Raw genomic sequence first — 14533 nt, 5'->3', positions numbered from 1 at the left:
TCTATTCTGTAATTTGATTGGTACGTATCACTTTGGCGTACCAATCACCACTATCTTTGATCGTACGCCTCTGTGTTTCGTAATCTACACGTATGATGCCGAAGCGTTTGGTGAAACCGTGCCCCCATTCGAAGTTATCCATCAGAGACCAGACCATGTAGCCGCGCACGTCCACGCCGTCCTGCATGGCGAGGCGGGTTTGGATGAAGTGATTCTTCAGGTAGTCAAGCCGACGGTCATCATGGACTTTGCCATCAGGAGAGACAACATCAGGGAAGGACGCGCCATTCTCTGTGATGTAGATGGGCGGCACTTTGTAATCACGGTTGATCTTGTTCAGCATGCGGCGCAAGGCGGGCGCGCAAACTTCCCAGCCCATTTCGGTGTATTCGGACCCTGCCACTTCTTCCACATGCCCTTGTGCATTGTAGAGATTGCGCGAATAAAAATTGATGCCGAGAAAATCCAGTTTTTGGGCAACGAGCGCCATATCTCCTGCCTGAATTTCGGGCAGGCCGCCAGAATACTCGACATACTCAGGGTGGTAATAGCCTTTGAAAATGGGATGCAGGAAGGTCGTCTCACTGCGATTCCAGGCGCTATCCGCAATGCGGATGGACTGCGGGTCATCGTCCGCCGCGTCTGCCATCCATTGATTGAGGACAATGCCTACTTCCAGTTTTGGATTTACGCCGCGGATTGCATGAACCGCCAGTCCATGCGCCACCATAAGGTTGTGCGCCACCTGCTTCGCCTTGAGCGGATCCTGTTCGCCTGGGGCATGTTCGCCGCTGACATATCCATCCCATGCGATCACGCCAGGTTCGTTGAAGGTCGTCCATTTAGTTACGCGGTCGCCGAGGCGTTTTGCCATCAACGCAGCGTAATCGGCAAAATAATGTAAGTTATCGCGCTTGGTCCAGCCGCCTGTTTCGTACAGGGCTTGCGGATAATCCCAATGATGCAGGGTGAGAAACGTTTCGATGTTCGCGGCGCAGAGCGCGTCCACGAGGCGGTCATAGAAATCGAGGCCGCTCGGGTTGACATTCCCCGCTCCGAGAGGCAGAACCCGTGTCCATGAGGTGGAGAAGCGATAGGCTTTTAATCCCAGGCGGCGCATGAGGGCGATGTCTTCTTCGTAGCGGTGATAATGATCGCAAGCTACATCGCCCGTGTCGCCCTTCGTCACCTTGCCAGGCGTGTGACTGAAGCGATCCCAAATCGATTCGCCTTTGCCATCTTCGTTCCACGCTCCTTCGATTTGATAGGAAGCGGTCGCCGCTCCCCAGAGGAAATTGTGAGGGAATTTGTGTAATGTCATGTGTCAGGTTCCAGGTATCAGGTTCCAGGTGGTCAGGTGTTTCTTCAAAACTTTGGTAATGGTCTTGTTCTCAACACAATTCTTTAACGCGAACGCGCTGAGCATATCGTCCAATTTTTCTTCGGGCATATCTTGGAATAGATTTGCGTACGGCACTTGCAGGAACTGCGCAAGATAGCCGAACAAAGTGTACTGGGCGAACCAACGCCTCTCGATCTGGACGTTGAGGTTGGTCTGCGCCAAATAAGCATCGATCGTGTCTGCGGAGTTATTCAGCGCCTTCGCCACGCTTCCACTAGGCATCTCTCCTTCCCAATCGGCAGCTTCTTGCTTCGCCCTTAGGATCGGTGCGATGGTTTGCACATACTCTGACTCTGGATCGAGATTGAACGACCCCATTGAAGCGATGTCCTTCCACGTCCACACCGCCCAGTGGACTCCCGCCGAGTCGAACACGCCGAGTTGATCGTCCAAGGCGGCAGCGCGATATTTGATCGCTTCGGGATAGCCCGCATACCACGTCCCAAACTCTCCGACAAAGATCGGCTTGCGATTTTTAAAGGCGCAGCGCGTGCCGCTGTGCATTCCAAACTCTGCCGCAACCATGTCGCGGTTCCAGTACATGCCATCAATGACGCCAGGATACGCAGCGTCGCCTCCCGTCGGGGACATGTAGTTGTGGCTCTCGACAATGATGTTCTCATCGAAGGTGACGTCCAAACCGTCGAACTCGCAGGCGAAGTTATCGCCTTCGACAAAGAGAATGTGATTCGAGTCCACTTCGCGGATGGCTTGTGCGGCGAGGCGGTGGACGTGGTTCAAGCCGTCCCAGTTGTAATTAGGGGATTCGTATTCTTCATAATCGACCCGTGTGCAGGGTTCATTCATCAAACCGTAGCCAGCCAGCGCGGGGTGATTCTTGTAACGCTTCGCCATCTCGCGCCACAAGCCGACAAAGCGGTCTTGAAAAAGTTTGTGGTGATACAGCAAAATGTGGACGTGCGCATTGTCGCTGTGCCAGTCGGGGTTGTGCCAGCCTTGCACAGCGTGAAAATCAAGGATTACATAAATGCCATATTTGGCGCACCAATCCAATGCTTGGTCGAGGCGTTTAAAGCCGTCTTCGAGATATTCAAACGGCTTGTCATCCCGTTCGAAGTGGCGGTAATTGAACGGAATACGGATCACGTTCGCACCAAACTTCGCCATCATCTTTACATCTTCTTCGGTAAAGAAATGATCGAGCAGACGGTCGAAGAAGAACCGCGCCTTCTCTTTCCCAATGATGCGGCTCATCGTGGCTCGTAAATTATGCTCCGCGCCGACAAAGCCGTTGATGAAGTCTTCCATGTTGAGCCAGCCGCCGATGTTCCACCCGCGCAGGCGGATGGATTTGTTTTTGGCAGTGACGATCTGGCGGTTGTGTACTTTGAGAATTTCCATGCGGTTTCCATGTAGGGGCGGGGTCATCCCGCCCAGGGCAGGGAAACCCTGCCCCTACAATTTTTATTCTTTCGATCCCGTCAACTTAATTCCTTGAATGAATGTCTTCTGCGCGAAGAAGAAGGCGACGATGATGGGCAGGGTGAAGACGGTTGCCGCCGCCATGAGTTGATTCCAGATGATCGTGTTCTGTCCCTGAAAATCCTGCAAGCCAAGCGCCATGGTGAAGTTACGCGGGCTATTAAGGAAGAGCAACGGACCGGTGAAATCATTCCAAGCCCAAAGGAAGGTAAAAACGGTCACAGTTGCGAGCACAGGGGTAGAAAGTGGTAATACGATCTGTGTGAAGATCTGCCATTCGCTTGCGCCATCCACGCGGGCAGCATCGCACATCTCTTCGGGAATGGTCTTGAAGAACTGCCGGAGGAGGAACACATCCCACGCATTCGCGAAGAAAGTGGGAATGATGAGCGGCAGGAAGGTATCACCCCAGCCGAGGGTGTCGTTGAAAAGGAGGTAAATGGGGATCATCGTCACCTGAAATGGAAGCATCATGGTGGCGAGAATGATGACGAATAGAACATCGCGCCCCGGGAATTTCAATCGCGCAAAGGCATACGCCACAGGTGTATTTGAGACCAGCGTGCCGACGATTGTGAAAAATGCGATGACAAGACTGTTCCTGAAATAGACCCAGAAACTCGCCCCCACCCCGGGTCGGCTTCCGCGGTTCATGGCGTCGGGAAAGTTTTGCCATCGGAAGGAAACTTCTTCTATCGCCTGGGCAACTCGTTCCGTGCCTTGCTGCAATTCGGTGGGGATGACTACATCGGGATCGGCGGGGTCGACAAAGAATGCCACGCCGCTTTCGATTTTTAGCGCGGCATATTGTTTGACTCCATCGGAAGTTTTGACATTGTAAAGCGGGTACTCTTCGCCGTTGATATCAACACGAACGTTATCATGCGGGAGCCAGCGAGGCGGGGTATGGAACACATCCCGGTCAGATTTGAAGGCGGTGAGCAACATCCACAGGAAGGGGATGGCAAAGAACATGCCGACGAAGATGATCAACCCATGGCTGAGGGTGGAAGTGAACAGGTCGCGGATCTTGCGAGTCTGTCTTACAGAGAAGGCAGAAGTCCGGGTGTGCCGATCCAGGTTCAGGTCGGGGGAAGAGGCGCGATTTGTCATGATGTCATCCCGAGTAGTGTGTGAACCTGTCGCTTACTTTGAGGAGGAGCAGTGTCAAAAGAAGAATGATAATGAAAAGTATCCACGCCATGGCAGAGGCGTAGCCCATCTTTAGAAAGAGAAAGGCGTTCTGGTAAAGATAAACGGAATAGAACAGCGTGGAGTTGAGCGGGCGGCCGAGGCTGTCGCCGCCGCCGACCACGTAGGCTTGCGCGAAATATTGGAACATGCCGATCATGCCCGTGATGAGGTTGAAGAGCGTGATGGGCGAGACCATTGGAATGGTGATGTGCCAGAGACGCTGGAACCAGTTGGCGCCGTCGAGTTCGGCGGCTTCGATCAGGCTTTGTGGAACATCCTGCAATCCTGAGAGGTAAATGATGATCGTGCCCCCCATGCCCCACATGCCCAGCAAAATAAGTGCGGGCTTCGACCAGTTCGGGTCCGCCATCCAGTTGGGTCCGTCGATGCCGATCTTTTCCAGCACCGTATTGACCAAACCGACCTGCGGATTCAACAGCCAAAGAAAAAGGATAGTGCCTGCCACGGTCGGCACGATGGATGGGAGAAAATAAACGACACGATAAAATGCCTGTCCGCGCACTTTGAGATTGAGAAGCAGCGCGCAAATAAACGAAGCGAACAACCCAAGCGGCACGGCTATTGCCACCATGTACAGGGTGTTATTGAGCGAGATCCAGAATTTGTCATCGGTCATCAGGTCGGTGTAATTTTGAAACCAGACCCACTCAGGCGAGCGTTTGGAGTGGTAGATGGTAAAACTGTAATAAAGAGAGATGAGCATTGGGTAGAGTGTGAACGCAAAAAAACCGATCAGCCAGGGCGAAAGGAAAAGCATCCCGGTACGGAAGTCGGCTTTCGTGCGTTTTGTCCACACCGTTTTAGGAGGCGGTTTAAAGCCGACAAGGTTTCGTTCGGGCAGGTTCTCCATGGTTCACTCTCCGATCAGGGCAGACCCTAAAGGTCATTCAGACCTTTAGGGTCTTTGCATATCTTACTGCCCCATCAATTCTTTGAACTTCGGTTCGAACTCAGTCTGAATTGCATCGAGAGTCTCCTTCGGGTCTGCTCCCGTATAGAGGATGGCTTCCTCCGCGCCGGCGAGCGCGTCATTCAATTCAAAGGAAATGGGCGTGGTGATCATGGCATAGGCGTTCGGGCTTGCCATTAGATCGACGAAAACCTGGAACTTGTCGCCCAATTCGACAAAGCAGGGATCTTCCGCAGCCTTCTTGCTTGTGGGCAGGTTGGCATTGAAGCAGAATTCCTCTGCCACAATTTCAGGACTCATCATCCACGCCAACAGATTGGCAGATGCTTCCTTATCCACTGCACCGGAGGGGATGACAACCACGGTTCCCTGATTCACGATGGTTCCTGCTCGTTCGGGATGATCCGCCGGGGGCGGGAAGGCTGTCACGCCATAATTCAATTCCGGCTTGAGTTTGGGGATGAAGTTCGGACCCACCTGCCATTCACCTTCGACCATCATCGCCACTTTGCCGGCATAGAAAGGCGCATCGGGCGAGCCATATTCGCCAAAACCGGAGCGGAACGCCTGAATGTTGTCCACGCCGTATTTGGTGTAGAACTGCTGCTGCCAGGTGAGCGCGTCGATCATTGGCTGACTGTTGGCGGTCAGGGCAGAGCCGTCGTCACTGTACCAGAACCCGCCAAAGTTGCGCACGTACAGATCGGTGTGGCTCCAGTCGAAATCGGGAATGAAACCAAATTGCTTGATCGAGCCATCGGGATTGGTAATGGTGAGTTGATCCGCCATTTCCACCAACTCTTCCATGGTTGCGGGTGGTTTCTCCGGGTCGAGGCCAGCGGCTTCGAACAAATCCTTGTTCCAGAACAGGGCATAAGCGTCAGTACCCCACGGCAGGCAGACAATAAGGTCACCCTGCCTGCACTGGCTCAACGGCGCCTCGAACATATCTTCCATATCAATGTTCCCATCCTCGATCGCACCAGAGAGCTCATCCACCAGACCCTCCTTATAGAAGGATTTTGCGGCATCGCCCCCGCTCAACACCAACACATCGGGCGGGTTCGAACCCGTCAGCGCGGGCAATACTTTGTCGTCTTCGATGGGCGCGGTCACTTCGACTTTTACGCCTGCGAGCGCGCCATACTTATCAAACAGTTCCTGGATCTGCTGCGGGTTGTCGCCCCACTGGATCCACACACGCAGGACCTTCTGCTCGCCGGCGCCGGATTCTTCCGTCGAAGTTGGCTGGTTTCCGCCGCCGCACGCCGTCAACAGCATGGATGCCATCAGAAGGATGCTTAGAATACTGAAAGATTTTCTATTCATTTTTCTCCTCCGAGAAATTAGATATGGATTCGACGAGTGAAAATAATTGGATGAATATGAGACGCCTCACCTCCTTTATGGATGTATTAAACATCCGCACGATTCGCGGATGACAAGCTCGGTTCGCTTCAGAATCAGACTTTCAGCCTGTCCGCCATTCAATAGGGTAATTAACTGGCGGACAGCTTCCCGCCCCACTTCTTCGATCGGGGAGCGGATCGTCGTCAGCGGCGGGGAAATGTATCCCGAAAATTCGACATCATCGAAGCCGACCACAGCCACATCGTCGGGGATGAGGCGCTTGGCTTCTTTCAACGCGCGATACACCCCAATGGAGGCGTCGTCATCCCCTGCGAAGACGGCATCAAAGGGAACGCCATCCCGAATTAGGTTTCGCATGGCATGATATGCTGTCTCCTGGTCAAATTCACCTGAAGAGATCAAGGACTCATCGGACGGTATGTTGTGTGCGCCAAGAGCCTCACGATACCCGCGCTCGCGCCAAACTGAGTCTTCGTGCCCCTCGGGTCCGCGCAGGAAAACGATACGGCGCCGGCCATGCTTCTCAATCAAGTGCCTGACCAGCATGGCAGCGCCGTCTTTGTTTTCGACTGTAATGACAGGGATATCCATTCCAGCGGGCGGAGTTTCGTGCATCAACACAATCGGAAAATTGATCCTGTGCAAACGGGCAATCTCCTCCCTGTCCAGACTGGTAGTGAAGACCAGCAGTCCATCTGTATTGTGTTCGCCAATCGGTTTACGCTTTATCGGCCGGTCGTTGTGTGTGGAATAGACCAGTAACTCATACCCTGCTTCATGCAATTGGGCTTCAATGCCTTTCAATAGCTGAGGAAAAAAAGCCCCGCGAATCTCCGAGAAGACCAGCCCAATGGTGTTTGTCTTACGGCTCGCAAGCACACGAGCCGCAGACCGGGGCACAAAATTTAACTTAGCGATGGCACGCCGAACCCGCTCCGCCTTATCTTCCTGAACAGGCGTATTACCATTTATGACCCGGCTCACAGTGGCTATAGATACCCCTGCGTGTTTTGCCACGTCTGAAATTGTGGAAAGGGTGGGTTTTGAATTCATTTGAAAACGCTTTCAGAAAGCGTTTTCAAAGTATATAGACATCACCCTTCCTTGTCAAGCAATTTGTATAACATTAAGTTAGGTTCATCAATCGGAGAATCTAGTAGTCAGGCGTATTACCCGTCAATGCTCAGATGGATCGCCTTGACCGACAATCACCTGCCAATGGCCTCTACTACGTCACGTCCAGCAATGAGATGAGGAAGCGGTCTGTGCCGATGCCGAAGAGTCGGCGGGCATCGCCGGTGGTCACTTCGGGGAGTAGTGGCTTGACCATGAATGACGCCCAGTTCGGGTAAGTCACCTGCCAGCCTGCATGCTGAAATCTGGCGATATCCCCAGGGCGGCTCATGCCAACCTGCACATAAGGTGCCTGCAAATTCGAAGCAATCGCTGCAACGGCTTCCACTGCGTCAATGTCAGGGCGCAGCAGATGGATATGGGTTTCCAACAACGGACCCTCTTTGCGTGCATAAATATATCCCACAGGCGTGTTGTTCTCCCGCACGATCCAGATGGCGTCGAGGTTCATCTTGTCGCGCAAACGGACAAAAGGCTTATATCTCCACGCGAAACCGAGATAATTGCCGGCAATATCTTCAAATATCTTTTCGATAAAATCGAATCCCCCCTGACCCTTCGACTCGCTTAGGGCGGTGCTTGCAGGCTGGGCGCGCAGACGGGTGGGTTGGTGAGCCGTCTCCCAACGCGCCAATGCCTTTGCCCATACGTTCATCTCGACATATCCATGTTGTTGATAAAGTCTATGCGCTTTGAGGTGGCGCTCTGTAAGGAGCATGGAAAAGCGCAAACCTGCGTCCCGCATTCGGGTATGAGCCTCTTCCAGTAAAGCAGAGGCAACCCCCCGTCCCGCATGAAGCGGATGGGTGGACACCGCCCAAACTCCGCCCACATCCTCCCGTCCCCCCGTGGAGATCATCGGCAGGCGAAGGATTCCCACCACTCCCAGCACCTCATCGCCTTCCATCGCATTGACCGTGAAGCAAGGAAATAGTCGCGGGTCGGTGCGGCGGAGATGTGCGGTGTATTCGGGCGTAAGCGGAAGATCCAGCGCCAGCAGTGTGAGGTTCAAGACTTGCAACGAATCAACGTTGTCGTAATCCAGAATTATCATTTTCGACCCTCGCTCAGACGATTGAGAAGTCCGCCTACGTGGCGATGTTTTCGCGAATGTGCCACCACTCGCGGAAGGTCCGGCATAAGCCTGCTCCATTGAACACGACCACGAACAGACAATCCAGTGCGAGGCGTTTGCCCGATTCGATGACGGTGAACCTGGACTGCCAGCGTGCAATGCCCATATTTTCTTTTATCGCCAGAATCTCATGGCAGGATATTTTGTCCTTGAGTGTATGAGCGCCCTTGTGCCAATATGCGAAGATGGCATCGCGCCCGGTCATCGGCTCGTCGAATGGACTTTCGTAATAGCAGGCATCTTCTGCAAAGAGGTCTGCCGAGGCTTGCGGGTCGTTTTCTTCGCTGGCTTTATCATAGACGGCAAGCCAGCGGCGGAAATGCTCGTGAGTCAGTGTGCGCATCTATCGCTCGTCCTCAACCGGCTGGCGGAAGCACGCCAAAAGCGGACAATGCTCCCATCAACGACAACAGAAGCGAAAGGATGAAGATGATCCCAAGCGACCAATTCAACCATCTCTTTTCGGGGTGATTCACCCAATAGTGCGTCAGGAAAGCAAGCAGACCTGATTGAACGAAGACTTCGGGGAAATTCAGCAGGTGAAACCGCGCAGGCAACACGGAGTAGATCATCCCTTCGATGGAACTGGGCGCGGCGCTGAACGGGGAGAGAATGCCGACGATGACAAGCGTCAGCCACAGGGTCAGCCAGCCGCGTCCATACCGAAAGACGCTTTTACGCAAGGCGTAGAAAACGATCCCGAAAAGAAATCCACGCAGGATTTGAAAGAACGGACCCGCCATGACCAGAGGATGATCGGTCTGACGCATGAAGTTCGCCACAGCAGGGTCGGCATATTTGTCGGCATAATCCAGGAACAGGAACGACAGAATCCCGACAATGTAATAGGTGACAACGTGTACGGCTGAGGTTTTCAGAGTGATGGATGGGAAAGATGGTTGTTTCATTATGTTTCCTTTATTCCTGAAGGCTGGTTAACGCGAGTGCCGCAAATTCCACGCCGGGTATGGACACGCCAGTTCTACAAATACCTCGCCACAGCCATCGCCACCATCGCCACCACCAGCAGGACGAAGTCGAAGCGGTAGGCTTTCATCAGGAAGGTCTGCAACCGATTCATTTCCGCCGCCTGCTCCGGCTTGGGCGGGCCGCCCGCGGAAGCCATCGCCGCGCCCAAAGTGCTGATCTTCTCCTGCGTTTTACCGAAGACGGTAGAACCGATCACGTAGGAAGCCAGCGCAGCGATGGCGCCGACCGTGAATGCAAGTCCCGCGCCGGTCTTCCAGATGAAACTGATCCCGTCGCTGAAGAAGCGCGCATACAACAGCCCTCCCGAAAGCACGGTCACTGAGGTGACGATCCCCATGAAGGGTCCCATGCGCGGACCGAGATTCTGCATGAACTTCTGCCCCGAAATTTCGGAAGCCCTCGCGGCAGGAACGAGCAGGAACAGGTAGAAGGTCGCCGTTCCCACCCACAGGATGCCGCCTGCAATATGCAGGATGCGCAGAATAAGGATGACATACAGGTTGAATAAGATGTTCATTGTCTTGCTCCTTTTCCAAATGTTTGATCGCTGCCATTAAACGACAACCCGAATGCTCTATGGGGTCATTCAATCACCCGAAAATTCACCCAAAATATGCTACAATTTTTTGTCTTCCCCTTTATCGGTGATTCGAGCGGACATCTTTTCTGACACGCACGCAAACAGGAATGCATGAGGAGCAACTTGGAAATTCCAGGTTCATTTGGCGATTGGCTCAGATCACGCCGCAAAGCGCTCGACCTCACGCAGGAGGAATTGTCGACGCGCGCGGGCTGTTCCGTCTTTGCCCTGCGCAAGATCGAATCGGGGGAACGCCGCCCCTCCAAACAACTCGCGGCATTGCTCGCGGACGCGCTTCTAATTTCAGAAGACGACAAGCCGACGTTCATCCGTGCTGCGCGCGGGGACCTCACCGCTGAACGACTGCAAATATCCCAACCCGACTCAAAACCCGCTTCTCCCTCCCCCCAGCCTGCTCCTCACCATCTGCCTTTACCTTCCACCCCGTTACTGGGCCGCGACCCCGAACTCGCCGCGATGGGCCGCATCTTCAACGAGCCTCCCTGCCGCCTGCTCACTCTGACAGGCATGGGCGGCATCGGCAAGACGCGGCTCGCGCTTGAATTCGCCTCACGTCAGCAAAGCAGGTTTCCTGGCGGAGTCCATTACGTCCCGCTGGCCTCGGTCAATTCCGCTGAATCAATCGTCCCTGCGATTGCGGAGGCGTTCGAGTTTTCGTTTTCAGGTCCCGTCGACCCGCAGGAGCAATTATTCAATCACATATCGCATGAGAGGAAACAGTCCACGCTGCTGGTTTTGGATAATCTCGAACACCTGTTGGCACAGTCGTCTGCCGCGGCGCAATTGGTGGCAGAGATCCTCAAGCGCTTCCCGAACATCAAAGTCCTTTGCACCTCGCGCGAGCGCCTGAACCTGCACGGCGAATGGACGTATGAACTCCACGGCCTGCCCATCCCGCCATACGAGTTCCTCGACAAACTCGAGGACTACAGCGCGGCGGAACTGTTCCTTCAGCGCGCCCGCCAGATCCATGCCGAATTTGAACTGACCGAAGCGGATAAAACCGCATTGGCGCGCATCTGCCATCTGGTCGAAGGGATACCGCTCGCGCTCGAACTTGCTGCCGCATGGGTGGGCGTGCTCTCCTGCCGCGAGATCGCGCAAGAAATCGAGAGGAATATCGATTTCCTAATCACCACCATGCGCGACATTCCCGAGCGCCATCGCTCGCTCAAGGCGGCCTTTGATCATTCCTGGCGATTGCTCTCAGACAAGGAACGATACACGTTGAGCCGCCTCTCCGTTTTTCATGGCGGCTTTGACCGTCTTGCAGCGGAAAAGATCGCAGGCGCGACGCTGCCCCTTTTGGCGTTGTTGGTCTCCAAGTCACTGGTGAGGCGCACGGAAGACGGGCGTTATGACCTGCATGAGGTCATCCGTCAATATGCATTGACTCATTTGGAAAAGGAATCAAAGAAATATCTCGAGACTCGCGACGCGCACAGTTCGTATTATCTGAATTTTGCTGCGGAGCGCGAAATGTCATTGAAAAGCGCGCGCCAGCGTCTTGCCGTTCAGGAGATCCTCGGTGAGATGGATAACCTCCGCGCGGCTTGGTCATGGATGTTCCAACGCGAAACGTTCGATAAGGGATGCAAAGCCATCCGCAGTTTGGGATGGTTCTTCGAGGTGAGTGGTCTGATTAACGAAGGCATTGACCATTTCGAACCGCTCGTCCGAACGCTCAAAGCCAAACCCGCCTCCCCCGCCTTGCAACGCGTGCTTGGTGAAGCCTGCACACAGCAGGGCATCCTGTGCTTTCGCAAGGGACTTTACGAACGCGCAGTTTCCTTGATGGAGGAGAGCGTCCTCCTGCTCCGCCCGCTAGGCGATACGGGATTGCTTGTGGATGCGCTCGTGTATCTGGGCATCATCATGCACCTCAACGGCGATATGGACCGCTCGCAGGCGCTGATGGAGGAAGGCTTGTCTTACGCGCAGGATCCAAAGTATGAATGGTTTGCAGCCTATGCCATCTATAATCTCGGCTATATCGCCAGCCTTAGGGGAAATTACACACAGGGGCGGGAACAAATGATGGAGGGCCTGACCATCTGGCGCAGGCTTGGCGACCCGCATTCCATCGCGCTCGGCTTGAATTACCTCACCCCCACACTGATCACGCTCGGATGTTTCGATGAAGCCCGTACGTATTTGCAGGAAAGTCTCGAGTTATGCCAGGCGTCGAACAACCGCTGGGGGATGGGCACTGCATACCGTCACCTCGGCTGGGTGGCGAAGGCGCAGGGCAGACTCGAGGAAGCCCAATCCTTCCTCCACAAAAGCCTGGAAACCTTCGGCGACTACATCATAGGCTGGGATATTTCCCAAACCCTCATCGTCCTCGGCGAGACGGTTGCTCTCACGGGCGACCACCTCAAAGCCAGGGAACTCTTCCTGACCGCCCTCCGCCTCGCGCGTGACATCCACTCCGCCCCACTCATGCTGGAAGCCCTGGCGGGTCTCGCTTCCCTCGAAGCGCGCCGCAACCCCGAATGGATCGTTGACTGGCTTATACTGATCAAGGAACATCCCGCCGCGAAGCAGGATGTAAAAGACCGCGCCTGCCAATTGTTGCGGGATGTGGAAGGATGTTTAAGTGCCGACAAGTTACAGGCGATTCGAAAGGGGAAATCAAATGAATCATTGGCGTCAATCGTCAATGCATTGGTTTTGGGATAAACTCTCCGGCTGGTTTCCCTGTAGAACGTCCAAACACTACGTTGACGAACCCTTGTCTGAATTTTTCATGATATGAATACGATTGACGTAGCCGATTCATAACTGGATATCGTATCTGGACAAATGCGACGCCAAAAAAGCAAATGTCAGGGAGACGGGCATAGCCTGCCTGCGCTCATGCTGCGGCTTCGCGCCCTTCCGCCGCTGCAAAACCTGCCGCCAGCGCCTTACGGTTCATTTCTTCGGTGCCTTTGGGGGCGCGAGCGATGACAGCCTTTTCGAGCGCCTCCTTCGAAACCATACCCGTCATGCCTACCAGCACACCAAGCGCAACCGTATTGGCAGTGATGGGTTTGCCTGTCGCTTCTAGCGCAATCCGGGCAATGGGAACTTTGACGCCTGCAAAATCGGCACGGACCGCCACGTGGTCTTCATCCACAATCAACAAACCGCCGGAATGGACGGTCTTGGCAAATTTCTGGTAAGCCTCCTGGCTGAGCGCCACCACCACATCAGCAGAGAGGACCTCAGGGTGGTCTATTTCAACATCCGAGATGACCACCTCCGATCGGCTGGCGCCGCCTCGCGCTTCGGGTCCGTAACTTTGGGTCTGGGTGGTTTGTTTGCCGTCGTAGATGGCGGCGGCTTCGGCCAGGATGATCCCCGCCAAAATCATGCCCTGACCACCTTCCCCAGCCAGTCGAATTTCGGTTCGCTTTTCCATCAACGCCTCCCCGTATTCCGCAGTCTTAATTCCTCCTCGTGTTTGCGTTCGACGAGTGAGTCATAGGTTTTTGTGTACTCCGGGCGTTTCTTCCTGTATAGCACGCCGCGCACGATCTTTGTGTTTTTTTCGCGCGCATCTTCGTTGAGCTTTTCATAGGCAGATTTCGAAATACTGTTATCTTTGAGCATCCGCATCATGTCTGCCGCCGAGCCGAGTTTGTTGATGCGCCCGTAGGTGGTGTGACAATAACTGACGGCTTCCACAAGGCTGAACCCATCGTTCGAGATGGCTTCCGAGAGGTGCTTGTCCAGTTCAAGCGGGTGATACGCCGTGCTGCGGGCGACAAAGGTCGCTCCCGCCGCCGCCGCCAAATCGCAGACCGGAAAGGGCGGCTCGACGTTGCCATACGGAGCAGTTGTGGCTCGCATCCCTTCGGGCGTGGTGGGGCTGTACTGTCCGCCGGTCATGCCATAGGTGGAATTGTTCACCACCAGGGCGGTGATGCCGATATTACGGCGCGCGGCGTGGATGAAGTGATTGCCGCCAATCGCCAGCGCGTCGCCGTCGCCCATGATGGCGATGACCTTCATGTCGGGGCGGGCAATTTTCAAGCCGGTGGCAAACGCCAAGGCGCGCCCGTGTGTAGTGTGCAGGGTGTTGTAATCCATGTAGACGGGCATGCGCGCAGTGCAGCCAATGCCAGCCACCAGAGCCACCCGGTCGTTTTCGAGGCCCAGGCTTTCGATGGCGCGGATGAGCGACCCCATGATCACACCCAGCCCGCAGCCTGCGCACCAGATGGTGGGGAATTTTTTGTTCTTTCGCAGGTTGTGCAGGGTGGTACTGGCCTCAAACCAATCCTCGCGCGGAATTTGCCCTTCGTCGACATCCAGATCGTGGACGGAAAGAATATGCTCCGACAT

The 14533-nt window shown here is 54.6% G+C and carries 13 protein-coding genes; 1 reads left to right on the top strand and 12 read right to left on the bottom strand.

Annotated features, from left to right (window positions below; genetic code table 11):
* Position 1: 1 nt before the first annotated feature.
* The 10 genes from HS100_11915 to HS100_11870 form a co-directional block, all read right to left on the bottom strand.
* On the bottom strand, positions 2-1321 hold the full coding sequence (locus HS100_11915) for a beta-glucosidase (protein ID MBE7434614.1): 1320 nt from the start codon (positions 1319-1321) through the stop codon (positions 2-4).
* A 3-nt stretch (positions 1322-1324) separates the two neighbouring features.
* Positions 1325-2764 carry a glycoside hydrolase family 5 protein gene (locus HS100_11910; GenBank protein MBE7434613.1) on the bottom strand — a complete coding sequence of 480 codons (1440 nt, stop codon included), beginning with the start codon at positions 2762-2764 and terminating at the stop codon, positions 1325-1327.
* 63 nt (positions 2765-2827) lie between these two features.
* Positions 2828-3958, bottom strand: coding sequence for a carbohydrate ABC transporter permease (locus tag HS100_11905; GenBank protein MBE7434612.1), 1131 nt, complete (start codon positions 3956-3958; stop codon positions 2828-2830).
* Between the two features lie 4 nt (positions 3959-3962).
* On the bottom strand, positions 3963-4910 hold the full coding sequence (locus HS100_11900) for a sugar ABC transporter permease (protein ID MBE7434611.1): 948 nt from the start codon (positions 4908-4910) through the stop codon (positions 3963-3965).
* A 63-nt stretch (positions 4911-4973) separates the two neighbouring features.
* A complete protein-coding gene (locus HS100_11895; GenBank protein ID MBE7434610.1) occupies positions 4974-6299 on the bottom strand; it encodes an extracellular solute-binding protein in 1326 nt (441 codons plus the stop codon).
* Between the two features lie 75 nt (positions 6300-6374).
* Complete coding sequence (locus tag HS100_11890) at positions 6375-7394, bottom strand: LacI family DNA-binding transcriptional regulator (protein ID MBE7434609.1); 1020 nt, start codon at positions 7392-7394, stop codon at positions 6375-6377.
* A 175-nt stretch (positions 7395-7569) separates the two neighbouring features.
* Complete coding sequence (locus tag HS100_11885) at positions 7570-8529, bottom strand: GNAT family N-acetyltransferase (protein MBE7434608.1); 960 nt, start codon at positions 8527-8529, stop codon at positions 7570-7572.
* Positions 8530-8563: 34 nt separating this feature from the next.
* Complete coding sequence (locus HS100_11880; protein ID MBE7434607.1) at positions 8564-8953, bottom strand: nuclear transport factor 2 family protein; 390 nt, start codon at positions 8951-8953, stop codon at positions 8564-8566.
* 13 nt (positions 8954-8966) lie between these two features.
* Positions 8967-9518, bottom strand: coding sequence for a hypothetical protein (locus HS100_11875; GenBank protein MBE7434606.1), 552 nt, complete (start codon positions 9516-9518; stop codon positions 8967-8969).
* A 74-nt stretch (positions 9519-9592) separates the two neighbouring features.
* Positions 9593-10117 carry a hypothetical protein gene (locus HS100_11870; GenBank protein MBE7434605.1) on the bottom strand — a complete coding sequence of 175 codons (525 nt, stop codon included), beginning with the start codon at positions 10115-10117 and terminating at the stop codon, positions 9593-9595.
* A 186-nt stretch (positions 10118-10303) separates the two neighbouring features.
* Between HS100_11870 and HS100_11865 the strand changes: the two genes are divergently transcribed.
* Positions 10304-12883, top strand: a complete 2580-nt coding sequence (locus HS100_11865; GenBank protein MBE7434604.1) for a tetratricopeptide repeat protein — start codon at positions 10304-10306, stop codon at positions 12881-12883.
* A 175-nt stretch (positions 12884-13058) separates the two neighbouring features.
* Here the strand turns inward: HS100_11865 and HS100_11860 are convergent, their stop codons facing one another.
* Both HS100_11860 and HS100_11855 read right to left on the bottom strand, forming a co-directional pair.
* Complete coding sequence (locus tag HS100_11860; protein MBE7434603.1) at positions 13059-13607, bottom strand: 2-oxoacid:acceptor oxidoreductase family protein; 549 nt, start codon at positions 13605-13607, stop codon at positions 13059-13061.
* Positions 13607-14533 carry a 2-oxoacid:ferredoxin oxidoreductase subunit beta gene (locus HS100_11855; GenBank protein MBE7434602.1) on the bottom strand — a complete coding sequence of 309 codons (927 nt, stop codon included), beginning with the start codon at positions 14531-14533 and terminating at the stop codon, positions 13607-13609. Before HS100_11855 ends, HS100_11860 begins: the two co-directional genes overlap by 1 nt.

Source organism: Anaerolineales bacterium (assembly GCA_015075725.1).
Classification (GTDB): Bacteria; Chloroflexota; Anaerolineae; order Anaerolineales; family Villigracilaceae; genus Villigracilis.
Note: the sequence above shows the minus strand (reverse complement) of the source record. Positions and strands in the feature narration are given on the sequence as shown.

Excerpts from the sequence above, each read along its gene's own strand:
- HS100_11900 (MBE7434611.1), bottom strand. The coding sequence starts at position 4,910 with ATGGAGAACCTGCCCGAACGAAACCTTGTCGGCTTTAAACCGCCTCCT.
- HS100_11870 (MBE7434605.1), bottom strand. The coding sequence starts at position 10,117 with ATGAACATCTTATTCAACCTGTATGTCATCCTTATTCTGCGCATCCTG.
- HS100_11885 (MBE7434608.1), bottom strand. The coding sequence starts at position 8,529 with ATGATAATTCTGGATTACGACAACGTTGATTCGTTGCAAGTCTTGAAC.
- HS100_11905 (MBE7434612.1), bottom strand. The coding sequence starts at position 3,958 with ATGACAAATCGCGCCTCTTCCCCCGACCTGAACCTGGATCGGCACACC.
- HS100_11860 (MBE7434603.1), bottom strand. The coding sequence starts at position 13,607 with ATGGAAAAGCGAACCGAAATTCGACTGGCTGGGGAAGGTGGTCAGGGC.
- HS100_11890 (MBE7434609.1), bottom strand. The coding sequence starts at position 7,394 with ATGAATTCAAAACCCACCCTTTCCACAATTTCAGACGTGGCAAAACAC.
- HS100_11855 (MBE7434602.1), bottom strand. The coding sequence starts at position 14,533 with ATGTCGGAGCATATTCTTTCCGTCCACGATCTGGATGTCGACGAAGGG.
- HS100_11910 (MBE7434613.1), bottom strand. The coding sequence starts at position 2,764 with ATGGAAATTCTCAAAGTACACAACCGCCAGATCGTCACTGCCAAAAAC.
- HS100_11875 (MBE7434606.1), bottom strand. The coding sequence starts at position 9,518 with ATGAAACAACCATCTTTCCCATCCATCACTCTGAAAACCTCAGCCGTA.
- HS100_11895 (MBE7434610.1), bottom strand. The coding sequence starts at position 6,299 with ATGAATAGAAAATCTTTCAGTATTCTAAGCATCCTTCTGATGGCATCC.
- HS100_11880 (MBE7434607.1), bottom strand. The coding sequence starts at position 8,953 with ATGCGCACACTGACTCACGAGCATTTCCGCCGCTGGCTTGCCGTCTAT.
- HS100_11915 (MBE7434614.1), bottom strand. The coding sequence starts at position 1,321 with ATGACATTACACAAATTCCCTCACAATTTCCTCTGGGGAGCGGCGACC.